Origin of the sequence: Pseudomonas sp. B21-054, assembly GCF_026016345.1 — a bacterium.
Classification (GTDB): domain Bacteria; phylum Pseudomonadota; class Gammaproteobacteria; order Pseudomonadales; family Pseudomonadaceae; genus Aquipseudomonas.
In genome coordinates this window covers 4496541-4521696 of the sequence record NZ_CP087204.1, presented here as the reverse complement: position 1 = coordinate 4521696, position 25156 = coordinate 4496541, and the positions used below count along the sequence as shown (strand labels likewise).

Genomic DNA, 25156 nt, shown 5'->3' with positions numbered 1-25156 from the left:
TTAGGGCCTTGTCCCACGACGGGAAAAGGCCCGTCGTGGGTGAGAAATACTGTGTTTCCGAATCGACCGTTAAGTCGACCTAACCGCACTGCAGGAAACGAAGCGGTCATTGGGAAGGATCCTACGGATAATCTCCGTAGCGCCGTCTGAAAGATCCTTGGCGGCTGGGCATGTAGCTGACTTTGTCAGCAGAACGCGTACATAAATTGCTTCCCTGGCGGTTGGCTGTCAACCCAAAAACCGGTTACCGAGTGTTTCCTAAAGTTGGAGTTTTGCGTTTCCTCGGCATCGAATCCAGCAGCTTGAGGTACGGGTTGTTCAGCGCCAGGTCGTTCATGAGTCCTTCGTGCGACTTGAGTAGGTATCCGTACAGCCTTCGGGTTTTGCGCGCACCACTGACTTCGCAGATCCAGATGTTCAGGTCGTTGGGTTGCTTTCGATGCAGCTTCAATTCCTCGAACCGCTTTTGAATCCACTCCCAGTCCAAAAGCTTTTCTTTCTTGGCAATGCGTGCCAGATGGGGATGTTCTTGGGCATAGCGTAGGAAGACGCCTGGGGTAACCAAATAGAGGGTGTCGCTGACTGTATGCACCAGGGCGTTGGCGTCGTTCATGATAATTCGGTGAGATCGCAGCCCATTGGTCAGCCACTCCATGAAATGGGCGCCGGACAGCTCCGCGGTTTTGCTGTCCTGTGGAGACGCATCAGATGGCGAATGGTCAGCCTCTTCAAATGGAGGGGCGAAATCTTCGGGTAGTGCCGGAGGCCCACCAAAAAGGTCCATGAGTGAATCGAGTGAATTCGGTGCAGATGAATCCATCGCGATTGAGTTTGATGGTGGGGTAGGGGGCATGTGCGACTCTGCCGACGATTCCCTGACTGAAGGAGGAGCTTGATGGTGGGTAGAAGCGTCGTCGGAGAGTGTTGTGGTGCTCTCTAGCGGTATGACCGCCACCGAGCCTGTGAATACGTCTGGACGCTCTTCACGGTCCCAGATCATGGCTGGGGACAGCTTTAGGAACGTAAAACTATGGGACCAGCCTGTTTCGCTGGTGACGGTGGCTTTCCAGATGGCTTTGCCATTGGTGTTGGGGAGGGCAATGCCGTGCTCCTGGAGCACATTGAAAATGGCGATGTTTTGCTCCGGAATCCCATCGACACCTTGCGAAAGCAGATGAGCGCGTAGTTTGTCTGAGACGGTTTTACTGACCAGCCAGAGGGCTTCTTGAGTAAGCCAGCCATCTGAGGCTTGAGGCTGATTGAGCTTGAGTTCTTCGCTTAGCAAATAGCGCAGACCTTCCAACAACTTACGTTGCAGAGCATGTTTGGGGGCTGCCATGGCCTTGGTAGGGTCACCGCCGAGTGCTTGAGCAACGGAGGCCTGGTCCGCTTTTGAGATCAGGATACCGAGCTCGCCCGCATGTTCGTTTTGTCCTGCACAGTTGAACATCAAAGCTATCCATAGCTCAGGGAAGGTGCTGAGCCAATCCATTATTTCGCTGTTCAGAATCTTATGGATGAGTACTCCGGCTACGATGCCGTGGAGTCGGTATTGGCGGTTTTTTTTATAGCGCGCACGGTAGGGGGCTGAGAGTGGACCCTGCCAGGGGTGCCAGACGCGGCCGTCACCATACTCGACATGCACGTCTACAGCGATCTTGCCCAGGTCATGGCCCAGGGCCGCGTATACAAGGGCGGCAGTCCAGGCCTCAGCCTGGATGATTTGTACTTCAGGCTGAGCACCAGAGGGAAGCAGGTAAGATTGCCTTAGCTTCAACGCGTAGATAACGACTTCAAGCCCATGATCAAGCATGCCGCCGGGGTATGCGTGGTGATGACTTTCAGAGGCGGGAAGGAGCTGAACCAGTTCGGCGTAGCGGCTGATCGGGTCGAGGTAGATCTCGTTGAATTGTGGGCGGGAGACGGCGGTGTGCTGCCATATTAGCTTCAGCAGTTTTTCCCGGCGCGGTGTGGCCAAGAGAGACTTTGCTGACTGAGGACGTGTCAGTCCTGCAGGTGCCGTTGGCTCGGTTGAATCGATGTGTTTTGAAGCGGGTCGTGACTTGCGATGAAACAGCGAGAACATGATTGATCCTTTCGACTGGGTTTGCAGGAAGGCCTTTTCTGCTTTTCGGGTAGGGCCTTTCCCCTTCTGCTCCATTCCCTTGGTTTGCCCCCCTTTTAGCGTTTACCTTTTAAGCTGCGGAATTTGTGGTGTTAAAGCTAGATTGAATCGGTGAGCGAACCTACCCGTTTTTTTTACGCACAGAGGGTGTATGGACATGGAGGAAAAGCGTCCCATGATGGCGATGCGTTTTGGTCAATGGAGTGGGAAGCAGTGGCGCAGATTTGTTCGCGTAGAAGTTGAGGCGACTAGCTGGCTTAAAGATAAAAAAGTACCAGCTAGTGCTGCCGCCATTTTGGTATGGGTCGTTCGACTCGGTCTTCTATTGTTGGTCATATTTTCGCTGATCTTGCTAACCGTTATTTTCGCGCTCTTACACATCTACTCGAGGTGCGGTGGCGCTTCGAAGGCTGAATCAGCAGCGGGAGTCTTCGGCGAGCAGTGTGACCATAAAAAAAGTGTTTTCTACGATCCCATTAACTATAACGACCCGGATGATCCCCGATTTGACGATTAAAAATAGCTTGAGCGCAGCTCGTGTTATTTCAGCAACTTTGTAGCTGTGGCGCTTCCCTTTGATCCGGCGTCAGCGGCCGGTCTGGTGCTGTCGCTGAGTCCCTGAAGTACGCCGCCCGCTCGCACTCCCGCCCACGCTAAACTCGCTACCCAGAAACCTGGCAGTAAGATGAACAGGGTCGCCATGACGTAGTTCAGCAGCATGTCCCCGAAGGAGTTGTTCGCGCCGAGGAGCACGTTGAAATTGCTGTGGGGTGAGTTCCAGCCGTAGAGGGCGTCGAGGATGGTGCTGTCGAGCCAGCGTGCGAGCTGGAACCAGAAGTCGACGAAGAACAGGGCGAATTGCACGCAGCTGATGGTGACCAGTGCTTTGAGCTCGTAGGTGCCGATGACCAGGATCAGGGGGATGCTGATGGTCAGCGCCATCTTCAGAAAAGACAGGACCATGGGCAGGGCTTGGCGTACGACATCCATCGCGGGGAAGTACGCCGTTGCACCTACGGTCAGGCCCAGATCTGAGGCTAAGCGTGCGGTCAGGTTGGAGGCACTCATGTCGATCTGGCCTGCGTAGCTGGAATAGACCTGGCCTTGGTTCAGCGTCTGCTGACGTGGTGAAGCGACGGACCGAACAACGGCGTCCTCGGCTTGGGCCATGCTGAGGAAGCGTGCCCACTGGGTCAGTCGAAACAGTAGATTGGGATCAACCTGCCGCAGCAGCCTGCCCCGTAGTCCGTGACCGACATCTGACCACCACTGCTTGCAACTCGGATAGCCGCCACCGCCCGGAACCTGCAAAAGGCCTGCATCACGTGCGCTGTTGTAGGGCCAGCGGCTGCGAGGTGTTTTTGAGCGGTACGCGTCGTAGTAACCGTGGGTATCGAGCAAGTATTTTGAGCCAATCCAGTTGATGTCATCCATCAACGCTTCGTTCAACGTAGGCTGGTTCATGAACAGCTTGGCCCGGGCCGGGCCGTAGCAGTCTTGGCTAAAGTCAGCCACTTCCTGAGCCAGAAGAGGATCGTCGATGCGCGCTGCATCGATGTCGATGCGTATCTGTCGCAGATCTGTACCGCAGGGGATCGCAGCAGCGGCTCCGCTCGTCAACGCTTTGGACAACGAGTGCATGAAGAACCACCAAACGGGCACCTTCGCGCTTTGGTTGTTCAGCGTGGTGAACGTGTTGGACCAGCGCGTGTCCTGAGGTGTGGCCACGTTGACCTGGCACTGTGTAGAGCGTGTGTCGTCGAACTCAATGGTGTTCAAGTCCACATCAATGAACGGTACGCCCGCGAACATGATCACGACGATGGCGACCCAAACCCGATTTTCGATACGCAGCGAGGAGAGTACGCCCTTGTTGCCTTCGTCAGCACCTTCACTACGGGCCCTGAGCCACTCCTGAATGATGATCGCCAGGAAAGGCAGGGTGAAGACTCCGCTAGCGACGAGCATCTCCCATATTCCGTTGTTGACGATCCATCCGACCAGGGTCAGGTAATACTCCAGATAATCGTTCGTATAGAGCGTCATGGGCGTGTCCAAGGCCGGCTTTCGTCGGTGACGGCTAACAACTCAAGCAGTGTGAGGACACCCATGGCGGTGACCTCGGCGCACAGCAGGCGTCGATGCTGTTCGGTTGTGAGCCCGCGACGGGCCAGGCGCTGACGCATTCGGTACCACGCCACCGCAGTAGCGCCGTATAGGGTCAGCCGCCAGATCAGCAGGGCTGTTTTGTTCTTGTCCAGCCAGGAGTACCAACCGTTCAAATCGTTGGCCGCTTCCAGGGTCAGCAATCCGACGACGATGAATGCCAGGCCAAGGATGACGCCCCATAGAACCAGGTGAGCGATTACAATCCGTGTCTTTGATAGACGCATCATCGAGATTGGCCCTCCGGTACCGCCCGCTGGATCAGATCCAGGCGGTTGCGGACAGGGTCCCCCTGATAAACACCTCGAGAAGCGGCAGCGCGTTCGCTCTGACGCTGGATCAGCATCATGGGTGAGTTGCTCGCCAGGGTGCGACGCAGCTCGAGTTCGGTTTTGAGGTTGTTGATTTCCTGAGTCAGGGATTCACTTTCGGTGTTGATAGCTTGCTGAGCCAGTTGGTTGGCCGCCACGTTGGGCTCTTTGCGCCCGGTGAATAAGGTTCGTTGCAGCAGCAGAGCTTTTTCCAGGACGCTGGAGAGGGCTATTTCTGAGGCAAGACGTTTTGCCAGCAAATCTTGATCAGGTTCATCGCGCAGTGCTTCGATGACGCCGCGGGTGATGGGCAATGACTGGCTGCCCGCTGCCATGAGATGTTCGGCGGAGGTGGGCTTGCTGCCTTTGATCAAGGCATCAAGGACTTGCAGTTTGGCTTCGTACTCCTCCTGGATGAGTGGAGTGAGACCTACGCCAGGTTTGGTTTGCGTTTTGGTGCAGTTGTCGCAAGTCTGGTGTTCTTGTTCTCCCAGGACACGGGTTGCCCAGGCTTCGGCCTCCTGGGGTGACGACCAGGTCTGGCAACTTAGGCGGTTGCCGCAGCTGTTTTTGGGGATAGGGGTACGGTTGCCGGCGTCACGGCCATTGAGCAAGTTGAAACCGGCGCGAGTGACGTCAGAGACGACTTTGATGGGCGGTTGTCGTTTGCCGCCAGCCGACTGACCGCCAATCCAGGGGACACCGTTGTTGCCTCGATTGGCCTCGGCCTGCTCAACCGCCGCAACGGCGTCGTGGTTTTTGACGGTATGACTCAGCGCCATGCCTTCGGCTAATTGTCCCCAGCCGAGCTGTCCGCCGGCGATATCGGCCATTCGTTCGGCGACAGCTCGGCACGTCGACTTGGATCGGTCAAAGTCCAACCGTGCTTGGAGAATGCCGTTGGTGAGCAGGTTGTAGAGACCGGGGTCAGCACGCTGGATGATCAAGGCTGGGAGAGAGGCTACTGCGCTGGTAGCGTTCTGGATGATATTGCCCATGATGGATTTGAAGCCGCGTGTGGCACCGTTGAGTTGGTTCTGCAGCGTGGTGTCCAGGCTCATGTCGCCGCAGATCAAGTTGGTGTCCCAGCCGGCCCCCACCGAAATGCTGTCCATGGACGCCGATCCCCCCATGGACACAGCACGTCCGCCGCCAATGCTGTAGAGCACATCGTCTCCAATCGAACCGCTGTGATTGATGCCGTCTTTATTGATCTGGGTTTGAGCAGCGTATGCGTTGTGGGCCGTGAGAAGGAGGGTGGTGATGACGATTCCGGTGACGGAACGAGGTGAGACTGGAGCGCGAAAGTGGGCTGTTTTCATTCGCTTGCTCCTGCGAAATCGGTACTGCCCAGGAAGATCTGCCCCTTGCGTTCGCAGCAGCTGTAAGGTCGCCAGAGGGCCCAGGCGTAGTCACCACGTGGTGATTGAACATGCACAGCGTTGTTAGGAAAGACAACGCAGGTTGGGGATTGGCTGGGCATCAGCTCCTGCCATTTCCCGGTGCTTGCATCACTTTCTTTCAGCGGCCCGGCTGGCCAGTATGCATCCTGCTTGGAGCCCAGCAGCGGCTGGTATACGTGTGCCTGGCCTCGACGGGTGACGATGTCTCCCGCGCGTTGAGCGACAACAGCTGCGCTTTTGTAGTCGTCGACGCCATGCAAAAAACCTCCACGGGGATAGACCGCTCCCCACAGGTTTCCGGCAGCGCGACTGCCGATCTCTCTCATACCCGGCGTCACAGACTCAGGGAAGACCAGCTCCGGAATGTTGTAGCGCCAGGCAACGCTGTCCAAGGAGCTCAAGAAGTAAGGCATCAACAGCTGCCCAGCACCTGGACAGGAGTATCCCGACTGACCCGCAAACTGGCTGAAGGTGGCTCCGCCAGGATGGCCGATTACATCGGCATTCTTGAATTTGGCGAGATCATTTTCATGGCTGATACCTGCACTGCCATCGCCGCCGCCCTGGGCAGAGGCATTGGCTGAGCTCATGGCTCGTACTTCCGTCCAAGGGTTCTCGCCAGTGGTGCTGTAGCTCGACACTACTGCGTCAGGGACGTAGTGGTGAATCTTCGAAGAGGTTTTAACACTGCATCCGAGTGGGGTGCAGAAGAGCCAGTAACAAATGCCTACCACGCGATAGGCAATGCAATCTGGCGACAGGCTGGAGGCGGTGATTGTTGCAGTATTCAAAGCGTTTGCAGAGAGCGGAAGTCCGACGGCCAGAGTGGCTGCAATGAAGCGAAAGGTTGTCGAGCGGTAGTACGGCATGAGTTGATCCTGTGCAGGGTTATCTGCGCAGTGAATCAATGGTCGGAAGCCCATACCCGCGAAAAACGGATTCAGCTGCATCCCGCATAGGTGTTAACCCAGAAAAAAAGCGCCCTGAAAGGGCGCTTCGGCTAGGAGGTAGCGGAAGGATCAGGTTGCCTGATAGTTCAGAGCAAGCCAGCTTCAGCGAAAGAGTAGGGCTCTCCTTCTCCGATGACGAAATGATCCAACAGACGGACATTGAGCCTTGGCAGCAGGTCGTTTAGCACCTTGGTGATTTCTTTATCCACGTTGCTCGGGTGAGTTTCGCCAGACGGGTGATTATGGGCGACGATGATCGCTGCGCAGTTATGCTCCAGAGCGCGTTGCAGTATCCGTCTTGGATAGACGCTCACCGAGTCAATGGTGCCGTAGAACAGCGGTTCATAGGCCACCACTCGATGAGCGCTGTCTAGGAAAAGCGCAGAAAACACCTCTTGAGGTTCCCCTGCAAGTTGGAGCTTTAAATATTGGCGAACGTCGTGCGGCCTTTCGAGGTAAGGACCGCGCTTGAACATACGCTGCTCCAGAATGGAGATCGCTTTTTCGACCAGCAGGTCATCATGATTAAAGGGTTCATTCTCTTGAATGGAGGGCTGGGCCGGTGGAAAAACTATTGTCATGGGAGACTCCGTTGACGAAAAGAGGCTCCCGTCCCAAAGGGCGGAAACCCCAAGGGACTGTGTGAAATAGAAGACCGAGCTGACTCGGAAGGGAGAAAGGTGCATCCACCACCGCTTGAGCGGAGATTCGCTAAAAAGGATGCTCAGCGAACGACTTTGGTCTGCGCAGTGACGCTGCGCCGTAGCCTTAAGGACCAGAGCTACCTGGGCAGTTGCTAAGGGTGTCAGAGGTGACACGTTGTTGCCGGATCATTGTTATGAGAATGAAGGTCGCTGTCCCGATTTAAACCGTCCTGACAGCTCCCCACTTTTCATTCGTACTTCAACGTCGTCCCCCGGCTCGATCACCCATGTGGCGTGGACCAGTATTAAATGGCGGAGCGCTCATCTGGGTGTCTGGCATGCGGCCAGTTAGCTTCTTGCTTCATCCTCAAGCTTTCCTTGGCCACTGTTGAGTGGAGCGCTTCCGTCAAAAGATCCGCAAGTCGTAAAGCCACCTCCTGCTCCAATCTTCTGATTGTCCCCGTCCTAGGGGTGGCGCAACTGATAGTTTTCTCAGCGATACGGAGCGAGGAGATCACGCCCCATAGGTACCCGTCCAAGAATTGATTATCAAAGAGAACACGGCTTTCAGGCGCTTCCTGATAGTCCCAGTCCATTCTGAAATACTTCCCGTCTTTAGACACTTCGATTTTTGGCAACGATGCCTCTGAAAGAGACGCTTGTACTCGGCTCATTGACTGACCTCTTGAAGGCTTGGGGGCATGAGATTCACACAGTATGGAGAATGGTCGCCACGATGATGGTGTTAACCATCGCTATGAAATTGTAACGGTTCAATTCCTCGAGCCCGGTCTATGTTTTCTGCCATTCGAATGGCGGCATCGAGTTCGCTTATTCCATGTTCTTGCATGAGCTTGAACCTCGCAGCTTTCTCTTCAGGTTCGGTCATGGCCATGGCCAGATACAGGCTAGGTGGCACGGCGCGAAAGAGCGCCTCCATCGACTTGGAGAGCACGACGCCTTCGCAGTATTTTCCAGCCTCTTTGCGGGCTGACATCATCATCGTTTTTTGGGCAGGGCTGAGCTCGCGGAAACGCGCGATCTTCTCGACTTCGTCAGGTGGCATGCTCAGGCAAATCCACCACTCGATCATGTTAAGCATTGGCTCTGCGGCTTTGGGTAAGTCGTCAAGATTTTGTGTGGCCAGCCAGAACCAGGCACCGAGTTTTCGCCACATCTTGGTGATCTTTACGACGTAGGGTGACAGCAGGGGATTCTTGGTGATGATGTGTCCTTCGTCCGTGACGTTGATAATGGGCCGACCCTGGAATTGGTCACGTTCAGCGATGTTGTTCACTGTGTTGAGCAACGAAAGGTAAGCAATGGAGAGTTGAGCGTTGTAACCCTCACGAGCAAAGGTGGCCAGGTCGACAATGGTAATGTCCGCCTCCGGCCAAGGAGTGCCGGGGCGGTTGAATAATTCGCCATCCAGCCCCTGACAGAACAGATCCATGGCCTCAGCCATCTCGAGTAATCGCGTCCGCCGCGACTCAGGCAAGCCATTGTCTCGGCCACGATTACGCAATGCGTCGCGCACGTCCTGAGTTAGCACGGATCGATGCTCATCGGTGCAGCGTTGTGCCGCGTCGAGAATGCTTTGACGAATCAGACTACGGTCTGCCCGGGTCAGACGAGCCTCTTCTTTGTCTTCGCCCCCAGTGATCATCAGACGCGCCGTGATCTCCAACTCTCCAAGGACGTCTCGCTGCTCATCACCCTCCTGAGGAGCGACCGTCGCCTCTAGCCGCTCAGCATCCAATGTCTCGATTTCCTCAGGCGTTTCAATCAAGCGACGAGCATCTGCAAACGGCGCCAGGCTTACGCCGGCCCCGGGCGAGAGCTTTACATGGTGCACCGTCAGGCCCAGGCGCTTGGCGAACTCAGCAAACAGCCCAAAGGAGTTGCCGGCCTCTACGATGAACAACCGTGGTCGATAAATGGCAGTGATCTGGTTGAGAATATTGTTGAGCGTCGCTGACTTGCCGGAACCGGTAGGCCCAAACAAAAACAGATGGGCATTCATTTGCCGATCGAGGCGGTTCAGCGGATCGAAGGAGAGGGTACCGCCGCCGCGATTGAAGAATGTGATGCCTGGGTGCCCCGTCCCTTGGCTGCGGCCCCACACCGGGGCCAGGTTCGCCGCGTGCTGTGCGAACATCAGTTGGCTGTACCACTGCCGTTTGTCCTTAGCCGGGTCGAAGACACACGGCAGCCAACGTAGGTAGCTATTGAGGGGGGCTACTTCGTCGTCCTCTCGTACTGGCTGCAATCCGGCATTGAGCATCACATTGGCCAACTGCAAGCCGCGGGCATCCAGTTCCGCAATGTCTTTGCCATGTAGGAAAAACGCAAGGGATCCGCGATACAGTTTGTGAGCGCTTCCGATAATTGATCGAGCCTGCTGGACATCTTGGCGGGTTTGCTCCGAGGCCAGGGTGTCACCCACGGATTTCTTGCTGAGGTGGTTGAGGTGAGCTTCCAGTACATCCTGAGGTGTGGCCACCAAGGTCAGACACATCATGGTGTCTTCTGGCATCTGGTCGAAGTAACTGTTGATGGCATCACCCTTGCGCGTCTCACCCGTCAAATGGCCTGTGTGGGGCACTGAGCGCATACGGTCCATCAACATGACCCGATGCGGCATGCTGTTGAAGGACCATGTGCCGTGGGCTGCATCAGAGTGAGGTTGGCTGAAGAACAGACGTTGAGAGAAGTCTGTGCCGCTGGCCAATTCGACTTCCCCGGGATTTGTTTCCTCGGGGTAGGCTGTCAACTGATAGAACAGCTCCCGGTCACTTGTAGCATCCCCCAGTAGTGTGGGATTGGGGTTGAACCAGCGCAGTAGCCAGTCGTAAATATCCTTTGCCTCAAGGCGTTGCGTCTTGAGCCCAGCACTGCTCAAACCGGCCGTCAGCCTATCGCAAACATTGCTCAGGGCTTGTTCTGCCGATTGCCCCTTTCTGGATGTTGCGACAGAGGCCCGTCGGTAAACAACCATTCGTACCCGCCGATTCTTTCCCTTCCAGGGCAGACGAGTGAGCGTGGTGTCCTCAAAGAGTCCCCCAGGCTTGGCAATCGCCTTGAGATGGTGGGCAAAGAACCGTAAATAGAAATCACTGAAGGCGCTGTCTCGTGCCCGTGGTCGAAGGTACTGACCCAGCGTATTCAGGTAAGCGTCCCAGTTGGTTTCGTCCTGGGCATAGAGCTGCACCACCCATGGGTTGCTGTCCAGTTCGTCGAAGCTGTCCTGCAACACGTTTTCGAGCGTATCCCTGGCCTGCAACAGCCAGGCGGTTTCCCGGCCTTCGGTACCCAGTGGCATCAGCTCGAAAAAGGCCGCAACTGAAACGCCATCCTCCAGCAGCATGCACTTGGATTGGGGCAGGAATTCAACCCATGGCAGCCGCTCCACAAAGGACGGCGCCACGTCGTAAAAGGTGGTGTCGTCTGCTTCAGTTACGGGTTTGTTGTGCCAGCCACCGGGCCCCGCAATACCTCGCTCAGCGAGTTTCGCAATGTGCCGGCTCCAGGCATCCTGTTCCGTAGGCTCCGACGTTGACTCATGACATGTGTCCTGAGAAAAAAACCAGGCCATCAGTAGTCCTCCAGGCGTTCACCAGGCAGGGCGTATTGCACACGTTGGTGCAGTGGAAAAACGGTGCTGTACCCAGGCACCGGTACGGCTTCTGTGCCAGCCCGGTGAGGGAAGACGTACATCACGAGGTCCGGATTGGGTAGCCGATGGAACTGACGCTGGATTTCGTTTTGTGCGGTCCGTGTATAGGGAGCCGAAAAGGAGGACACCAAAGGTTCTGTCAGCGGACGTCTCAAGGCTTGCCGCGCCTCAAGCAATCGTTGACCCGATTGCTCGTTACTCGAGCCGGTTGTTTGTCGATTCCAGACCTCCAACATGGTGCTGCCGTCATGGCTGAGCAGGTCTTGAGTATTGGTTGCGCATCCAGTCAGCGCGATGACGGCCAGCGCAGCCGCCATTGCTTCAATCCAGGTCCGTGGTGTCATGGCGACCTCCGAGGGTGTGATCGACTTTGCGTCCTTGAGGTTCGTAGTCGAGAGTCAGTGGTTGTTCGATATGAACGGCGATCTGTGCGCCAGGCTCCACGTACACGGCGGCGAAGGCTTGTCCATAGAGTTTGTTGACCCATTGCGAGATGTCCTGCACACCGCTGGCCAGTAATCGATTCATGGCTTCACCGCTGGAGATCCCTACGGTCCCCATTGCACCGCCGCCATTGCCGGCATAGAGGGTCGTGCTGTCTGACTTGATCAAAGAGGCTGCGCCAACCCCGGCGGCCGTGATCAGGGCCTGTGAGCCCAAATACTGCTGAGCGTTGCTTCGCCGTTTGCCCGATACACACGGAATGCCATGTTGATCACTGATCCAGCCGAGACCTTCTTGCCGATGATTTGAGTCGCTCCTGGACTGTCCAGCAGACTCCTCACGACTATCACCCGGTAGGGTTCGGATGGTGCCGTCCTGGAAAACGAAGGTGATGGAGCGGATCTGACCTCTGACGCAAGACAGTGTCCAATCACCCGACGCAGTACCACTGACGACAGCACCTGCGATCTCAGGGAGATCAATGCCATTGGCCGTCAGGTTGTCGGCCCCGATCAGTACCTTGAACGGGTAGGGGTCATTAACGGTGCCGTCGATGGGGACTCTTCCAATGAGCGCTGTCATTGCAACGGAACCCATCAGCGTGGCATTGGATGGAACGGTATAGGTGGGCTTCACCTGCCGGCTACCAAGGTTTCCGATAGCTCGTTTGGCGAAATTGTTAGTTACATCGCCCAGAGGATTCTGCGCTGGACCGAAACGTGTCGGGAAACTGAAACTCGGTTCGTTGGAGGTGTTTGCAGATTCTTTTGGTATTGCATCATCGGGCTCAATCCAGCGGGTACCGTTCTTGAATGCCGTGCCGTCGCCATCCTGCAAGCCTAGCCCCAGCGGCAGGTCCGACGGATCATCCGGCTGCTGCAAGGTGCTCAGCTGCCGTTGAAGATCTTGTAGAAGCCATTGAGTCTCAGCGTTACCGTCATTGGTAGTGCTTTTTTCCTCCTGGATTCGTTGTCGTTCATTCTCCAGCGCGAGTTGAATGCGTTGCTCGATGACATCTGCGAGTTGGCCCAACGATTCGGGTGCACCCGTGCGAAGCTCGTTTTCGCTTATGGTTCTTTTCAACTCCGCCCGAAGCTGCCTGACCTGAGCAACCAGTGTGGCCACCGTATCGCTTGGCGTGTCGCCCTCCAGCCCCAGTGCCTTCATTTCTTCGGCGGTGAGCTGGCTTTCCAACTCTGGCGGTTCGGCTGGGGAGGGCTTATTGGAGAACACTTTCACAAGGATCAGCACCACAAGTAGCACCATCGGAACCATTAACCATTTGAGCAGCCCGTTACTTTTCATTTGGTCTCTCCTTCGGCGATGCTCCAAGCGCTTGAGGCAGGTTAAGGGCGGCATCGATCGGGCTGATCGTGGGAATCAACGCAGCCGCAATGCCTTGTCCACGAGTGGTGAGGTACAGCACCGTGGTGTCTGAGGGAGTGCCCCTGGGGCCAAGGAACTGATGTTGGAAGGTGGCCGTCGTGAAATCTCCCAACAGATATCGAGGATCCAGATCAACATGAGCTTGGGTTTGATTGCTGAGCCGAATGGCCGTAACCCAGTAATCATCCAACCGCCACGCAGCGAGCGCTTTGGCACTGATTGATAGGCTAGGCATTAATAGGTCGAGCGAAAGATCTGCCGGCAGGTTAACGGGTCTGACGCCGGTTAAAGGTTCTACAGTTCTAAGCGGTGCGTACAGGTTTTGGGCTGCATACCGGGTCAGCACGACTGGTACCGGTGTTTGTTGTACAGGTTCATGGACAGAGGCAGTCGTCTCGGAATGGCCATCTTTCGTGTGTGCTGGGTTTATGGGGGATTCGACGATCTTTATCGCTTCCAACGGCGGCTGACCCGCTTGAGCTACCTCAGCAGTGATATCCAGGAGAATCAGCTCTCCCGTTGCCGCGTCTTGTAGTTGCAAACGTGTCGGCTCGATCGGTTCATTGGCCCGCAGGTACACGGTTCCTCCGGCACTTTGGACTCGTAAGCGATCTCCCAGCCCTGCCGGCATACCGACCCGTACGTTACGTTCAACAAACAGCACGCGCTCTTCGCCAACAGCCAGCGGGACTGTCAAAGGCAGCCGCTCCCAGCGCATTAGCTCGACTGCTTGGCATTTGAAGAGGGGAAGAATCAGCGTTAGCCCTAGCACAACGGACGTTGCGAATGGATTCATGGCGCATCTCCCAACGGACGGTCCAGGGATCGTGTAGCAGGTGTTGAGGACGTGGGCAGTGTTATGCGTTGAGGCGTGCCTTCGTAGCAGTCCAGGGCCAGTCCGAAGGGGTTGAGCTCCGGGTCGATGTCCAGGCGTACGACCTTGATGGGATAGCGAACGAGTGCACGCTTAACCTGCTCGGCGCCGTGGTACTCATCGGCATTGATGTCCAAGGTGACCAGCCAATCATTGTGTGAAATTACTTTGACTCGGGTTTCCGGGTCGTCCCCGTAACCGCGTCCAGGAATCTCATACACCCCGCGCATACGCTTTCTGAGCTCACCTAATCGACGGCGTTGGTCATAGTCCTGTTGAAAGAACGATCGGCACGCCGGAGTCAGATAGGCCGCCAGTGATTGCAGGTTACGGCTGTAGTCTTCTTCACCGTCGTTGGGCCAGCGGTTGAGCTGCTGGAAGATGTAGAAGGTGAATGCGTAGACAGATTCGGGAGGGATCTCCCACCACTTACGAGTGCTGCCAGAGCGCAGGTCCGGGGGGACATGGATGGTTAAATCTCGTGGGGCATTCCACCATCCGGCACCTAACCCGACGACAACGAGAAATAACCCACCAGTGCAGAGCCTCAGCGTCCTGACATGAGATTGCAGGTGCAGGACCTCATTTTTAAACCGGCTCATGCGTCACCTCGACGCGTTACCCAGAAGCCGGAGTAGGTAATGAGTCCATGAATACCCAATTGGCGGCTCACGTGAGGGTATTTTGTGGCGAGCCTCCATTGGAGATGTCGATAGAGCCAAGTCTCCGGTCGACCGCGCTTCTGTCGACGTAACAACCCTCCGCCGAAGAAGAGTCCGGCTGCAATCGACAGTACGATCATGGTGGGGACCATGGCGATGCTGCTGGTGAGGCAGACTAGCGGTACGCCCAGAATCAGGCCAATTGCCGCTGATAATCCAGTGCAAATCCAGAGTTCATCTGCCGTCAATCCTCGAACGACAACAGGTTGTCGATTCAAGCGGTGGGGCAGGAAGGTGATGGTGGCCTTAGGCGCACTCTGTAGAGACTCCATGGTGCGTCGTCCTCACAAAATTCCGGTGGCTTTGGTCAGCAGCCAAATGCCGACCACCAGCATGACTGCACCCACCGCGATGCTCAGGCCGAACTGACCCCAGGTCGACCGTCCTGTATGAATTTCGGAGTAGCGGGTGTAAGCGTGATAGCAGACACCGATGAACATGGAAGCAACCACTAGCAGCGCCACGAGCATCACGATGTCGTAGCCATAGTTTTGCATCGTATCCATGATGCCTTTGCCCGCACCGCGGGATGGGTCCTCCATCGTTGGTAACTTGCCTTTGGCCAAAGCCAAGGAGGGCAGTGCGCTGGTCCAAAGGGCTGGTACGACAGTGAATCTTTTGGAGCACGAGAGATAAAAGTTCATGGAAGATTCCATTGGCTTACGAAAGGAGGAGGTAGGTCAGGGCCAGGTACATCGCCATGAAACGGATCACCACGCCGAGGAACTGGCGTTGGTTCAACCGTTGCTCAGCCCAGCCGGAATAGGCGGTTCGTATAGCCCAGGTGCCCCAGAGCAACAGCACCGCAAACACGGTTGAAGTCAGAACCAGGGCGATGATTGAAGGTGAGAAGCCACCGTTTGCTTGAAAAGCAGCGATCTGGGCGGTGCTCATTGATGAGGCACCGTTTCATCGAAATAGCTGCCGTACAACGCCCCGGCGTCGCGAGGGGAGGCTCGCTTGGGAGACAGGTAGTTTTTGACTCCCGTACTGACACGATGGATATCCATGCGTAAACGGACATAGTCAAAGTGATAGCGAGCCGTCTCGGGGGCTTTGATGAAATCATCGGCAGCGACGAGCCGCTCGATAGCCTTCAGCTCGCGAAGGACGGTGGCTAGGCGGGTATGTTCATCAACGATCTGATTGGCTGTTGCAGTGGCTGCTCCTAGGAGTGCGAAGAGCAGGCCAGTAGCTTTTGTGAGTGTTGGAGGTGAGGGAGTGATCATGGTTGAGCTCGTTCAGTCAGACGGCTCGATAGTGCTAGGGGGGACGTACTGATGCTGCGATCAATACGTCTTGGGAGAAGCCCCTATTGATCAGCGATATATCACTAGCAGCGGTCAGAGATATTTCTTGAATCTACTGGCTGCTAGGGAAAGAGTGATTGCCAGAAGAATCGCACCAGGTAACAGAATCCAGGCAGCATTCAAGCTCACCGGCAGCGCCAGGTAAATGACCCAGGGCCATGTCAGCAACGGCATCACACAGGCCTTGGCTCGATGGTAGACGTAGCCTGACTCACGACCTGCACCGAAGCGACGGATGTCACGTTGTACGAGCCCATCCACCAAGCCGATGAAGGCCGCCATAAACAACAGCGGCACTGAGAGAAACAGCACCATCAGCCGAACGACGAACACCAGGACGCAAAATGCCGCAGCGATCAGGTTGTTTTCCAGGTGCATATACAGCAGCGCAATGTAGTAATGAGGCTGGTGAGTCGCTTCAGCGTGGGCTCGGGCCGCACCCTCCGATGTTTCTTTCAGGGACCTGATGATTCCGGTCTTGATCAGCACACCTTCATACACCAGCTGGACAATTGCATTGGCGCTGCGACCTGGTTCTTGCACCAATGCGCTGCGTTTGAAGTTACTGGACAACTGGGTCAGCTCATGTTCAAACATCTGTCTTGAATGCCGCCAGCCATCTTCAGGCCAGAAGGCATACATACCGATGCACTCGATTACGATGTTCAGCAGCAGCGATCCAAACAACACAGCGACAAACCGGAAGGGCAGCGTAATCAAACCGAACACAAATCCCTGTTGCTGCCGCTGCTGACGTTGCGCTGTCGATGACGGTTCGCTCATTCTTCGGTCTGCTCAGACGGTGCAGATTCTTCGAGTAAATCCGTTGGCAGTGGGGCATCTTGATAAAGCTCGGCTGCCAAATTCAACCAATCATCCGCCGCGACGTAACGTTTACGCATGTAGCTGGCCATCATTTGGAGGTCCCTGGGCATCACTTCATCGGGATCTGGTGCCGGGAGTGGCATGCGAATCTTCCAAAGCTGACCGCCTTCAATCAATCCGAAGGCCTGCCCTTTGGGCAGGGCGACCACATGGGCAGGCTCAATCATGGGTACTGAGGTCGCGGTGACTCGATCCTGGGTATTTGAAGTGAAGGCAGTGTTGCCATGCGGGTCTGAGCTGTCGGTAGCAGCGCTCATCACCGACGCCGTATACACCTCCACCTTGGGCAACTGGTTGGTGAGTAACTCGGCTGTGGCCGTTTCACGAACGCGCAACATGAACAGATTATTGAAGTTGCCGATGACCTGGCCCGCCTTGGCCCGGTTTCCGATTCGTGCCTCGATATCACTGAGCGTCTGGGTGTAGGCCGTGACCTGAATCCCGGCACCACCACCTTTGTTAATCATCGGGATGAATTCGTCTCCCATCAGCTCGTTGAATTCATCGGCATGAAGGTTGATGGGGATTTTCTTATCTGGCACTGCTTTATCCAACCCAAAGTCCACCCCGAACTTGTAGATGTGACCGGCCACAGACACCAGGTCCGAAAACATGGAGTTGCCCACGGCAGAGGCCACCTCGGCATCCGAAAGTGCATCGAGGCCAACGTAAACGACAGCACGTTTGCGCATGACTTCCATCCAGTCAAAGATCGGTCGCGAGTCATTCAGATTGGTGTAGTCGGGAGCCAATAGATGGGCGATCTCACCCGTGGTGAGTTTTTCCAGCAGAGGCAGTAGGGAGGCGACGATCTTGTCGAAATAGGTCCGGTCATAGCGCACGGCTGAACGCAGTCCGTCGAGCACAGGATCATACAGGCGTGCCTGCGCCAGGTATTGCTCAATCGCCACGACCCGTTTCTCACGACCCATCATGTGCCGCGGAGTGTTTTTTTCATTGATTCTGGCTTCCAGTTGCACGATGACGTCCCAAGCCTTGGGAGCTTTTTCGGCAAAGAAGTGAGCCGCATATTCGATGAATAGCGCGTCGATGTTGATCACGTGCCGCTGGATCAGCAAATAATCCGGACGTTGGCCCAGTTCAACCAGGGCACGAGCGATGATGTTGACGAAGCGCCAGGCAAACTCCCTGAAAGCAGCAGAGTTACCTTCACCGGATAGTTGCCCGGCAATTCGGGATGCCACCTCAGTGATACGCCCGAAACGGCCGATGGCGTTGTATCGGGCTGAGATTGTGGGTTGTCCTAGGTGAAAGACATAGAATTCGTCATCGCGACCTGCACGTTGGGTCTCAACGTACATGCGCTTGAGCAGCTCGGCATCACCCTTTGGATCAAAAACGATGCAGACCTCGCCGCGACGAATGTCCTGGCTGATGAATAGCTCGGCAAGTCGAGTTTTTCCAACTCGAGTTGTGCCTAGCACCAGCGTGTGACCGACCCTCTCACCCAAGGGGAGGGTGACATCCAACTCTTGAAGCTCTACAGCATGGAGCCGTGGCATACCCCCCACTGGCGGTAATGGTCTCATCGGGTTCAGCGGATGGTCCCAGCCAGTGAGACGGGGGAGCTGGCTCAACGGGTGAGAGGAAAATTCAAGTCTTGCTTCCAGCCGGCGTGCCCACTTGTGCAGAATCGAGGGTTCTACATAACGTCGGAATTCCGGTCGGTAAGTCTGCATCAGTCGGTGGGTATGGCGTTGATCCCAACGAAATCCTTTTCCCACAAACAGGCACTGATGACTGATTGGGATTTCACGGCTGGTCATCATATAGCGTGGCAATCGCCTCATCTGCCTGCGATAGCGCAAAACGGTGCATGCCTGGTTTAGGCGAATGACGCCTAGAACCGCGAAGGCGCAGGCCGCGGCTGCACCGATACCAGGCGCCAAGGCCAATGACCACGGTGCCGAGATACATAGAATCGCCCCGGAGCTGCATGCAGCGACGCTGTACAACTCCACCGCCGGTCGTAGCAGCGTTTCAATGCCATGGTTGTGCGTCATGGCTACTGCTCGATACTGCTAGCCGTGACTAAAACGGGGTAGTGCTGAAGTTGCAGTCGTTGGGCCAGATCATCAGCGGATACGGGGGACAAGGTAAGACCTGGCGCTAATTGACGAAGGTGGGTGAGTGACGCGTTGGACTCCACATTAACGACCAACCCAGCGGCTTTGAGCCTGGTCAGTTGGGGCAGTCGCTGCCTGAGCCAAGATCGTGAAAGCGCGTCGTCTCCGATCAGGAAGAACGCCGGCAAACCAGAGGCGTTCAGGAGCCTGCGTTTAACGGTTCCGGGGGACAAGGCTTTGGAGCGAACCGGCAGTAAGTCGTCTTCGCGAAAGCGGTCCTCTGCGTACTGAGGCATCGCTCTGTCCGCCATGCATGGAGTGCAATCGAGTGCTAAAAGAATGCATATCCACACAACAGCATTTCTCATGGTTGCAGTCTCCTCTTTGAAGCCAATTGGTCCAGGTGTTTGCGGATGCGATGTCGGTAGCGTGCAGCCAACGGTCCGCCTGCCGGACGGTGATAACGGCCAGCAGCCAGGAGCCAATCTTCGCCCTGGCGGTGATGGTTACGTAGGATGGTGGCGGCAACCTCCACATTTCGATGAGGTCGCAGCAACTCACAAGGGTGCCGATAAAAATGGCGTTGGTGACCCAGGTTGATCTGGGTCAGTCCGGCGTCTATTTGTAAGGTAGGGTGTTGCTTGAGGGCTCTTTGAAGCGTGTCGCAGGCATCAGATTCTCTGTAAAAGTAACGGGAGCCCCCTGTAACGTTGAGCGTCCAGGGCCATGGCAGTCGTTGGCCACGCAGAATGATGCCGCTTTCCTGTAATGCCACTGCAAACAACAGCTCCGCAGGCACTCCCATTCGCTGCGCAGCTAAACCGTAGGCTGGGGGAGGCTCCAGAACGGGCACGGCCCCTTCGGCAAAACCCATCTCAAAAAGAGTGGCGAAGCTCAGGAGGCGCAGCAATGAACTGCAAGTATTCACTGTCGCAACCATCTGCCGTTGACCTCCTGCATCACAGCCGGCAGTTCCCCGGCATCACCGATCGATATCCAGCGTCCTTTGTCATGGTTGATTGAAATGGTTCCGTCTCGAACCTTGATGGGTCTGATCCCGACTTTTTGGGCCCACTGACGAATGCCGTTGTCGTCATGTTGGCTATCAACGATGTAAAGATCGAACGCTGTTCCAGAGACTTGGAGTTGCCTGACCCGATGCTCGCATTCAGTACAGTCAAGGCGCACGAAGACAGATTTTCTTCCGGCGGTCTTGGTCAATAGTGGACTGTGCAACGGAGGAGGATTGATCAATACCATCCCCGGAAATCGGTTTTTCCATGCTTGGTCATAGGCACGTTGATAGGAGAGCAACTTCTCGACACGTACAGCTTCAGCCTCAACCTGAAGCTGGGCATAGCGCCGCCGTTCCGCATCAGTTCGGGCCTCGATCCCCAGAGCGCTCAATGGGTCCAGGTGAGGGGAGTACGTACCCAGTGGGCCGTGCATCAGTGCAGTGAAACGGTCGTATTCTTCTTGCTCCAAACCCCATTGTTGAGCCAACAAAGCGCTTTCAAGAGAGGCTGTCGTATCGTTTTGTGGCTTGGACTTGAGCCCCGCGAGGGTACTCGGAGTGAAGTGTTGTGCCTGAACCCCACAACATAGCGACAGGGCCAGCAAGGGCAGTAAATGCAAGCGGAACATAGCCACCCCTATCGAATGTTCAGTCGGTGTGTGATGCCGTTGGCAGAAAACACCGCCGTCTGCTCGTCGAGGCGATCAAGCTTCCAGCCGAGATAGGTATCGCCGATCCTCAAAAGTTGGCTTTGATCCAGCGCTTGAACACCTACTGGTGCGACAGACAGAAACTGCACTGCGCCTCGTAGCTCCAGACCCAAGATCTGGAAGCTAGGCTCTGCGCCTTTCTTCGGTTTTTGAATAGAGGGCTTGGCTTGTTTGGGAGTGGGAGTTTGAGTGATTGATTTCTGGCTGGATTCGAGCCGCTCCAATCGTTGCAGCAATGGTCGCAGATCCTGCTGCGCTGTATGTGTTGCTGAGGAGTTCTCCAAGTTTGCCAGGCGCTTGTTCAGATCAACCTGCAGAGCCTCCAGGTCGTTACGATTCGGTACGTATCTCGCCGTCTGTTGCACTTGGAGGACAGATTGCTCTAGCCCTAACACCGTACTTTCAAGATGCTCCAGGCGATTAACGTCAGGGTAACCGCTCAGACCCTGGGCCAGCTTCGACAACGACACCTGATGAGAAGCGAGCACGCAGCTCATCAGCGTCAATACAAGCGGAGGCGTCCAGCGTTTAAGGCGACTTTGCAAGCGAGGTCCAGGAAGGGTGGCGTATATCATTGTGTGACCTCCAGATTGACTGCCGCTTGTGCTGTAGGGCTAGGCTTGGCAGTCCCGACAACAGGACTGAAGCAGACCAGACGAAGATGATCATCGGTTTGCAGCGCCCAGGCTGGCCCCGCCAGCGTCTGTAACGCGTCGCGAAGTTGAACAGGGCCGAGCTTCAGGTGAGGTGCAGGGAGGGGTAGGGCAAACAGTGCCGCGTTTTCTGGTGTGCGATCACAAAGTCGATACCCCGAGCGCAAAAGGACATAGCGCAGCGCATCAGCAACTGAGATGGACCAATTGCCGGGAAGATCGATATCGATCACTTGAAGCAGAAGGTTTTGTTGTGCGACGTGCGGCGCCAGTTCGACCAGGGTGTATCGACCATATCGTTGAACGGGGATGGAGTGGTCGGAAGAGGGCTGGGGCACACTCGGTACCGCCTGTTCTACGGAAGTTCGTTCTGTAGAGAGGCACGCAGTCAGGGTTAGGTGACTGAACAGCATGAAGGGCAGCAGACGTATCTGTATCGCGGGCATACGAGGAGTTCCTGAATGGGATATGCGAACGATCTCAAGCAGGTGCCTCAGTAGCAGCCATCAATAGGTAATGACCCGTTACCTGTTTCAATGCCATCAAAGAAAACGGCCTCCGAGGAGGCCGTTGCGAGGATTAACTGAAGTGCTAGAGAGGTCTGGCCGCAGGCCTCAATATTCCTCAGGCAGAAGAATGGTGGTCACGGTACGATCAGCTTCGGTGATAACCCACAATCTCAAGCCAGGTTCAACATCGTAGGCAGACATCAGACGATAGCCCGATTGCAGCGCATCTTCATTGAGCTGACGATCTTCATCACAGATATCGCCCCAGTCGCCCAAGATGTGGCGGCCGAAGTAGTGGAACGGATCTAATCGTTTCGTCCTCATCAGTGCATCAACGCCAGGGGTCATAACCAAAGCGCCGTGCTCGGACCAGGGTTTGGCCGAATCTCCAAATTTGATAACAATCATGGTCTGCTTCCTATTCAAAAAGTGGGGCCATGACACCCCCCTCGGGCGTCATGGCTTACGAGGGAGGGGGGAGCTTCAAACGTCGACGTTGAATGAAGACGTTGAGGAAAAACCAAGACCCGTAGCCGGATCTGAGATCAGAATGCAAAGTCCTCTTCGAGTGATGGAGGAGTTGCATTCACTGGTTGAGTTGTCGCTTCGGATTTCAGGCTGTCTTGATTCGAAGGTTCGCGCTTATGCACCAAAACACCGTCGATCTTGATCCAGTTCAACAAGAGCAATCGGGCCTTGAAGCTCACACCCAACTGTCCCTGGTTAATGCCTTTGGAGTAAGTGAACGTATCGACCCAGGGATCTCCCAGACGAAAACCAACCAGGACCTTACGGTCCAACTCAACGGCTCTGGCACAGCGCCGTACCAGTACCTGAGCATCTTCGCCTGTGACACGAACGTCAAAACGCCGATACTCAGCGCAGTCGGTCGGACCATTGAGCGCTGCGATGTCGCAAGCTAGGAATGATTCACCTTTCTTGAGCTTCACTTCACGAATGCGATTGAGATAACCCAGTCCAGTGATGTGAAGGTCAAAATAGGTCGTTTCATCAAACGTAGGATTCATGACATGCCTCCAGGCTAGGAATAACGATGGAGGCGCCTCTCCCGAAGGGGCAGTCGCCCCCGATGGGTGATTGGTTTGATAAGTGGGGAAAACTTCTAGGCCCCAGTGAATAAAGAGGCTGATTACCAGCCGTGGTAATGAAGGATCAGCGAAGCAATAATGTCTCGCTGTACAGGGTCTAAAAGGCCCAGATCAGCCAGGCCTTTGACCCCCGCCTGCTTGAGCAACTCACAACCTTTTTGCGTGTCATGGAAGCTCACCATCGCAGCTAGGAATACCCGTTCCTGATTGCTCAGGACTTCGAAGTTTTTATCGACCATTCGCAGGATGGGACGCAGATCCCATCGGCAATTGGCCTTATTGAAGCCTGCTTTAGAACCGTCACCAAAATAGGTGAAACCGGCTAAGTCCACGCCTTGTTTCCAGGCGAAGAAAAAAGCGGCTGCGGTATTGTCGACATCAACAAGATGTGCGGCGGGCTTAGGCTGGGACAGGGACGACAGTTGAGTAATGGGAGCGTTTTTCATGCTAATGACTCCTTGGATCTGATTTAAGTGAAAGGTGTGGGTAACCCTCACGGCGAAAGACAGGCATCAGCGCCTTCGGAGGCGCACGTCCGCAAGAAACGATGCTGGGCGGACTGGGACGGGGCCAGCGTGAAACATTTCACGACGCAGCTTTGAAGACCCTAGCTGCCTGGGCATGCGCTGATCAGTGATCAGTCTTGCGTGGTCAAGAATGGTTTTTCTTAGCCTGCCTGTCAGTGATCAATACCTCGCTGAAAGACTCCGGATTTCTAAGCACATCGAGCAAACGTTTACCAAGCCAAGTCAGGCAGGGGACGGCCATTGAGTTGCCTATGACCTTGTAACGGGGGCCGTCAGCAGCCATCAGCATCCAGCCATTGTGAGTGGCTTCCCACATGTCCGGAGGACGACGATGGCTGATGCGCCTTATTGCGTAATGACGCCTGGGAATGCGTGTGTAGTTATCGGGTAGCCCCTGCAAGCGCTCACACTCAATGGGAAGCAGGCGCCTGGCTCTAGGACGCACATAGCAGCTGCTGCGTGCGATAACGTCTTGGTGCAGCAGATGGGGAGTTGAGGTTGCACAGACGGAGCTGTGTGCTGTGCCACACACCACAATCGCAACGTCGTGATTGCAGGTCAGTGTTGGGCAGCATTCCAACCCTGCCTCAGCCCCGCCTTGGCCGTTGGCCATGCCATAGGCGTTGTTGAACACGACGGCGCGGAAGGGGGCACTTAAGGCTTCAAGGCCAGCGCCAACAGGGCAGGCAGCCTCCGTTTGTAGCGTGCGGTGCGGCGCATTATCCCGGCGCGGGCCTTGGCGCTCAAAAAGTACCGCGGCGGGATCGAATCCCACACGAGCACTTGCGACAAGGAACACGCGACGGCGTCGTTGGGCCAGGCCGAAATATTGGGCATCCAGGACGCGCCACGCGATTGTTCTTTGGGGGCCAAACACAACACCTGCGTGCGACCAAGTCTCCCTTGGGGAGACGAGTTCATGTTCTTCGCCAGCCAATGCTGCGAGAAAACATCCGAAGGCGTTTCCTCTATCGGTGAGCACGCCGAGAACGTTTTCCCAGACGATGATGGCTTCAGGTTCCTTTCGTTGCATTCGGACTTGGTCGATCGCATTGGCGAGCTCCACAAATGTAAGAGACAGAGCTCCTCGAGCATCTGCCAAGCCTTCACGAAAACCCGCCACACTGAATGCCTGGCATGGTGTGCCTCCAATCAGAATGGCAGGAGCAGCAATGGCTCGGTCGAGTGCTTGGAGGGCCAGTCGCTTCATGTCGCCTAGATTAGGTACGGTTGGGTAGTGATGGGCCAGCACCGCACAAGGGAACGGTGCTATTTCGGAAAACCAAGCTGGGGTGAGACCTAAAGGCTTCCAGGCGACAGTCACCGCTTCGATCCCGCTGCAAACGCTGGCGTATTGCAGTGGCGAGGAGGTTTGAATCATAGGGGTATGTCCTTTGGAGGCGCGCATTTCTGTGCCCGAGCGGTGTCAGGCACGGCGCAAAGTGGGAGAAAGGACAAAGGCGCCGAAGGCGACCTTCGGCTTGAACAGAGAGGCCACCCGTGGGGCTGTTCCGGGCTTGGCGGTCGTCAGGCCAGGCGCCTTCACAAGCATCTCACCCGACCCGTTTCGTGGCGTGGGTCGGTATCGTCAGGCACACATCCGCGTACAAAAGGAGCTCGTTGTTTGACCGGCGGGGTCCGGTATCGATT

The 25156-nt window shown here is 55.8% G+C and carries 28 protein-coding genes; 1 reads left to right on the top strand and 27 read right to left on the bottom strand.

The features are described from left to right. Positions 1-244 precede the first annotated feature (244 nt). On the bottom strand, positions 245-2086 hold the full coding sequence (gene mobH / locus LOY70_RS19505) for a MobH family relaxase (protein WP_265028967.1): 1842 nt from the start codon (positions 2084-2086) through the stop codon (positions 245-247). 190 nt (positions 2087-2276) lie between these two features. Here mobH and LOY70_RS19500 point away from each other — a divergent pair, with 190 nt between their 5' ends. Beyond that, positions 2277-2642: a DUF3742 family protein gene (locus tag LOY70_RS19500; protein WP_265028966.1), complete on the top strand. Its 366-nt coding sequence runs from the start codon at positions 2277-2279 to the stop codon at positions 2640-2642. A 23-nt stretch (positions 2643-2665) separates the two neighbouring features. Here LOY70_RS19500 and LOY70_RS19495 read toward each other — a convergent pair whose 3' ends face one another. The 26 genes from LOY70_RS19495 to LOY70_RS19370 all read right to left on the bottom strand — a co-directional run bounded on the left by LOY70_RS19495 (position 2666) and on the right by LOY70_RS19370 (position 24887). Beyond that, a complete protein-coding gene (locus LOY70_RS19495; RefSeq protein ID WP_265028965.1) occupies positions 2666-4171 on the bottom strand; it encodes a conjugal transfer protein TraG N-terminal domain-containing protein in 1506 nt (501 codons plus the stop codon). Beyond that, on the bottom strand, positions 4168-4521 hold the full coding sequence (locus LOY70_RS19490) for a hypothetical protein (RefSeq protein ID WP_265028964.1): 354 nt from the start codon (positions 4519-4521) through the stop codon (positions 4168-4170). The genes LOY70_RS19495 and LOY70_RS19490 overlap by 4 nt, the downstream gene beginning before the upstream one ends. Continuing rightward, a complete protein-coding gene (locus LOY70_RS19485) occupies positions 4518-5924 on the bottom strand; it encodes an integrating conjugative element protein (RefSeq protein ID WP_265028963.1) in 1407 nt (468 codons plus the stop codon). Before LOY70_RS19485 ends, LOY70_RS19490 begins: the two co-directional genes overlap by 4 nt. Beyond that, positions 5921-6874, bottom strand: a complete 954-nt coding sequence (locus tag LOY70_RS19480) for a TIGR03756 family integrating conjugative element protein (RefSeq protein ID WP_265028962.1) — start codon at positions 6872-6874, stop codon at positions 5921-5923. Before LOY70_RS19480 ends, LOY70_RS19485 begins: the two co-directional genes overlap by 4 nt. 167 nt (positions 6875-7041) lie before the next feature. Beyond that, the gene (gene radC / locus LOY70_RS19475; RefSeq protein ID WP_092459192.1) at positions 7042-7536 is read right to left on the bottom strand and encodes a RadC family protein; all 495 of its coding nucleotides are present in this window, start codon (positions 7534-7536) and stop codon (positions 7042-7044) included. Between the two features lie 368 nt (positions 7537-7904). Then, the gene (locus tag LOY70_RS19470; RefSeq protein WP_265028961.1) at positions 7905-8273 is read right to left on the bottom strand and encodes a hypothetical protein; all 369 of its coding nucleotides are present in this window, start codon (positions 8271-8273) and stop codon (positions 7905-7907) included. A gap of 71 nt (positions 8274-8344) precedes the next feature. After that, positions 8345-11194, bottom strand: a complete 2850-nt coding sequence (locus LOY70_RS19465) for a conjugative transfer ATPase (protein WP_265028960.1) — start codon at positions 11192-11194, stop codon at positions 8345-8347. After that, on the bottom strand, positions 11194-11619 hold the full coding sequence (locus tag LOY70_RS19460) for a TIGR03751 family conjugal transfer lipoprotein (protein WP_265028959.1): 426 nt from the start codon (positions 11617-11619) through the stop codon (positions 11194-11196). The genes LOY70_RS19465 and LOY70_RS19460 overlap by 1 nt, the downstream gene beginning before the upstream one ends. Next, positions 11597-13024, bottom strand: coding sequence for a TIGR03752 family integrating conjugative element protein (locus LOY70_RS19455; protein ID WP_265028958.1), 1428 nt, complete (start codon positions 13022-13024; stop codon positions 11597-11599). The genes LOY70_RS19460 and LOY70_RS19455 overlap by 23 nt, the downstream gene beginning before the upstream one ends. Continuing rightward, positions 13014-13901, bottom strand: a complete 888-nt coding sequence (locus tag LOY70_RS19450; protein ID WP_265028957.1) for a TIGR03749 family integrating conjugative element protein — start codon at positions 13899-13901, stop codon at positions 13014-13016. Before LOY70_RS19450 ends, LOY70_RS19455 begins: the two co-directional genes overlap by 11 nt. Further along, positions 13898-14581, bottom strand: a complete 684-nt coding sequence (locus tag LOY70_RS19445) for a PFL_4703 family integrating conjugative element protein (RefSeq protein WP_265028956.1) — start codon at positions 14579-14581, stop codon at positions 13898-13900. Before LOY70_RS19445 ends, LOY70_RS19450 begins: the two co-directional genes overlap by 4 nt. Further along, a complete protein-coding gene (locus LOY70_RS19440) occupies positions 14578-14973 on the bottom strand; it encodes a TIGR03750 family conjugal transfer protein (protein WP_265028955.1) in 396 nt (131 codons plus the stop codon). Before LOY70_RS19440 ends, LOY70_RS19445 begins: the two co-directional genes overlap by 4 nt. Before the next feature lie 12 nt (positions 14974-14985). Then, positions 14986-15345 carry a TIGR03745 family integrating conjugative element membrane protein gene (locus tag LOY70_RS19435; protein ID WP_265028954.1) on the bottom strand — a complete coding sequence of 120 codons (360 nt, stop codon included), beginning with the start codon at positions 15343-15345 and terminating at the stop codon, positions 14986-14988. A gap of 16 nt (positions 15346-15361) precedes the next feature. Beyond that, a complete protein-coding gene (locus LOY70_RS19430; RefSeq protein WP_265028953.1) occupies positions 15362-15595 on the bottom strand; it encodes a TIGR03758 family integrating conjugative element protein in 234 nt (77 codons plus the stop codon). Then, on the bottom strand, positions 15592-15930 hold the full coding sequence (locus LOY70_RS19425) for an RAQPRD family integrative conjugative element protein (protein WP_265028952.1): 339 nt from the start codon (positions 15928-15930) through the stop codon (positions 15592-15594). The genes LOY70_RS19430 and LOY70_RS19425 overlap by 4 nt, the downstream gene beginning before the upstream one ends. A 114-nt stretch (positions 15931-16044) precedes the next feature. Further along, complete coding sequence (locus LOY70_RS19420; RefSeq protein WP_265028951.1) at positions 16045-16794, bottom strand: TIGR03747 family integrating conjugative element membrane protein; 750 nt, start codon at positions 16792-16794, stop codon at positions 16045-16047. Next, on the bottom strand, positions 16791-18920 hold the full coding sequence (traD, locus tag LOY70_RS19415) for a type IV conjugative transfer system coupling protein TraD (RefSeq protein ID WP_265028950.1): 2130 nt from the start codon (positions 18918-18920) through the stop codon (positions 16791-16793). Before traD ends, LOY70_RS19420 begins: the two co-directional genes overlap by 4 nt. A gap of 2 nt (positions 18921-18922) precedes the next feature. Next, positions 18923-19294 (bottom strand): integrating conjugative element protein, encoded by a 372-nt coding sequence (locus tag LOY70_RS19410; protein WP_256244317.1) that lies wholly within the window; start codon positions 19292-19294, stop codon positions 18923-18925. Between the two features lie 53 nt (positions 19295-19347). Beyond that, entirely contained in the window at positions 19348-19923 is a 576-nt protein-coding gene (locus LOY70_RS19405) for a transglycosylase SLT domain-containing protein (RefSeq protein WP_265028949.1), read from the bottom strand. Then, complete coding sequence (locus LOY70_RS19400; protein ID WP_265028948.1) at positions 19908-20627, bottom strand: TIGR03759 family integrating conjugative element protein; 720 nt, start codon at positions 20625-20627, stop codon at positions 19908-19910. Before LOY70_RS19400 ends, LOY70_RS19405 begins: the two co-directional genes overlap by 16 nt. 8 nt (positions 20628-20635) lie before the next feature. Beyond that, the gene (locus LOY70_RS19395; RefSeq protein WP_092459163.1) at positions 20636-21283 is read right to left on the bottom strand and encodes a hypothetical protein; all 648 of its coding nucleotides are present in this window, start codon (positions 21281-21283) and stop codon (positions 20636-20638) included. Then, positions 21280-21807, bottom strand: a complete 528-nt coding sequence (locus tag LOY70_RS19390) for a PilL N-terminal domain-containing protein (protein WP_265028947.1) — start codon at positions 21805-21807, stop codon at positions 21280-21282. Before LOY70_RS19390 ends, LOY70_RS19395 begins: the two co-directional genes overlap by 4 nt. Before the next feature lie 168 nt (positions 21808-21975). Beyond that, on the bottom strand, positions 21976-22278 hold the full coding sequence (locus LOY70_RS19385; protein ID WP_063321920.1) for a hypothetical protein: 303 nt from the start codon (positions 22276-22278) through the stop codon (positions 21976-21978). 137 nt (positions 22279-22415) lie between these two features. Next, positions 22416-22898 (bottom strand): STY4534 family ICE replication protein, encoded by a 483-nt coding sequence (locus tag LOY70_RS19380; protein ID WP_092459159.1) that lies wholly within the window; start codon positions 22896-22898, stop codon positions 22416-22418. Between the two features lie 122 nt (positions 22899-23020). Then, positions 23021-23425: a hypothetical protein gene (locus LOY70_RS19375; RefSeq protein WP_092459157.1), complete on the bottom strand. Its 405-nt coding sequence runs from the start codon at positions 23423-23425 to the stop codon at positions 23021-23023. Positions 23426-23630: 205 nt separating this feature from the next. Then, positions 23631-24887, bottom strand: a complete 1257-nt coding sequence (locus LOY70_RS19370) for a DNA cytosine methyltransferase (protein WP_265028946.1) — start codon at positions 24885-24887, stop codon at positions 23631-23633. Positions 24888-25156: the final 269 nt, after the last annotated feature.

Excerpts from the sequence above, each read along its gene's own strand:
- LOY70_RS19455 (WP_265028958.1), bottom strand. The coding sequence starts at position 13,024 with ATGAAAAGTAACGGGCTGCTCAAATGGTTAATGGTTCCGATGGTGCTA.
- LOY70_RS19390 (WP_265028947.1), bottom strand. The coding sequence starts at position 21,807 with ATGCCCGCGATACAGATACGTCTGCTGCCCTTCATGCTGTTCAGTCAC.
- LOY70_RS19405 (WP_265028949.1), bottom strand. The coding sequence starts at position 19,923 with ATGGTTGCGACAGTGAATACTTGCAGTTCATTGCTGCGCCTCCTGAGC.
- traD (WP_265028950.1), bottom strand. The coding sequence starts at position 18,920 with ATGACGCACAACCATGGCATTGAAACGCTGCTACGACCGGCGGTGGAG.
- LOY70_RS19410 (WP_256244317.1), bottom strand. The coding sequence starts at position 19,294 with ATGGCGGACAGAGCGATGCCTCAGTACGCAGAGGACCGCTTTCGCGAA.
- LOY70_RS19385 (WP_063321920.1), bottom strand. The coding sequence starts at position 22,278 with ATGATTGTTATCAAATTTGGAGATTCGGCCAAACCCTGGTCCGAGCAC.
- LOY70_RS19395 (WP_092459163.1), bottom strand. The coding sequence starts at position 21,283 with ATGATATACGCCACCCTTCCTGGACCTCGCTTGCAAAGTCGCCTTAAA.
- LOY70_RS19445 (WP_265028956.1), bottom strand. The coding sequence starts at position 14,581 with ATGAGCCGGTTTAAAAATGAGGTCCTGCACCTGCAATCTCATGTCAGG.
- LOY70_RS19490 (WP_265028964.1), bottom strand. The coding sequence starts at position 4,521 with ATGATGCGTCTATCAAAGACACGGATTGTAATCGCTCACCTGGTTCTA.
- LOY70_RS19460 (WP_265028959.1), bottom strand. The coding sequence starts at position 11,619 with ATGACACCACGGACCTGGATTGAAGCAATGGCGGCTGCGCTGGCCGTC.
- radC (WP_092459192.1), bottom strand. The coding sequence starts at position 7,536 with ATGACAATAGTTTTTCCACCGGCCCAGCCCTCCATTCAAGAGAATGAA.
- LOY70_RS19440 (WP_265028955.1), bottom strand. The coding sequence starts at position 14,973 with ATGGAGTCTCTACAGAGTGCGCCTAAGGCCACCATCACCTTCCTGCCC.
- LOY70_RS19380 (WP_092459159.1), bottom strand. The coding sequence starts at position 22,898 with ATGAATCCTACGTTTGATGAAACGACCTATTTTGACCTTCACATCACT.
- LOY70_RS19495 (WP_265028965.1), bottom strand. The coding sequence starts at position 4,171 with ATGACGCTCTATACGAACGATTATCTGGAGTATTACCTGACCCTGGTC.
- LOY70_RS19400 (WP_265028948.1), bottom strand. The coding sequence starts at position 20,627 with ATGTTCCGCTTGCATTTACTGCCCTTGCTGGCCCTGTCGCTATGTTGT.
- mobH (WP_265028967.1), bottom strand. The coding sequence starts at position 2,086 with ATGTTCTCGCTGTTTCATCGCAAGTCACGACCCGCTTCAAAACACATC.
- LOY70_RS19420 (WP_265028951.1), bottom strand. The coding sequence starts at position 16,794 with ATGAGCGAACCGTCATCGACAGCGCAACGTCAGCAGCGGCAGCAACAG.
- LOY70_RS19470 (WP_265028961.1), bottom strand. The coding sequence starts at position 8,273 with ATGAGCCGAGTACAAGCGTCTCTTTCAGAGGCATCGTTGCCAAAAATC.
- LOY70_RS19465 (WP_265028960.1), bottom strand. The coding sequence starts at position 11,194 with ATGGCCTGGTTTTTTTCTCAGGACACATGTCATGAGTCAACGTCGGAG.
- LOY70_RS19370 (WP_265028946.1), bottom strand. The coding sequence starts at position 24,887 with ATGATTCAAACCTCCTCGCCACTGCAATACGCCAGCGTTTGCAGCGGG.
- LOY70_RS19425 (WP_265028952.1), bottom strand. The coding sequence starts at position 15,930 with ATGATCACTCCCTCACCTCCAACACTCACAAAAGCTACTGGCCTGCTC.
- LOY70_RS19375 (WP_092459157.1), bottom strand. The coding sequence starts at position 23,425 with ATGAAAAACGCTCCCATTACTCAACTGTCGTCCCTGTCCCAGCCTAAG.
- LOY70_RS19450 (WP_265028957.1), bottom strand. The coding sequence starts at position 13,901 with ATGAATCCATTCGCAACGTCCGTTGTGCTAGGGCTAACGCTGATTCTT.
- LOY70_RS19500 (WP_265028966.1), top strand. The coding sequence starts at position 2,277 with ATGGACATGGAGGAAAAGCGTCCCATGATGGCGATGCGTTTTGGTCAA.
- LOY70_RS19430 (WP_265028953.1), bottom strand. The coding sequence starts at position 15,595 with ATGAGCACCGCCCAGATCGCTGCTTTTCAAGCAAACGGTGGCTTCTCA.
- LOY70_RS19480 (WP_265028962.1), bottom strand. The coding sequence starts at position 6,874 with ATGCCGTACTACCGCTCGACAACCTTTCGCTTCATTGCAGCCACTCTG.
- LOY70_RS19435 (WP_265028954.1), bottom strand. The coding sequence starts at position 15,345 with ATGAACTTTTATCTCTCGTGCTCCAAAAGATTCACTGTCGTACCAGCC.
- LOY70_RS19485 (WP_265028963.1), bottom strand. The coding sequence starts at position 5,924 with ATGAAAACAGCCCACTTTCGCGCTCCAGTCTCACCTCGTTCCGTCACC.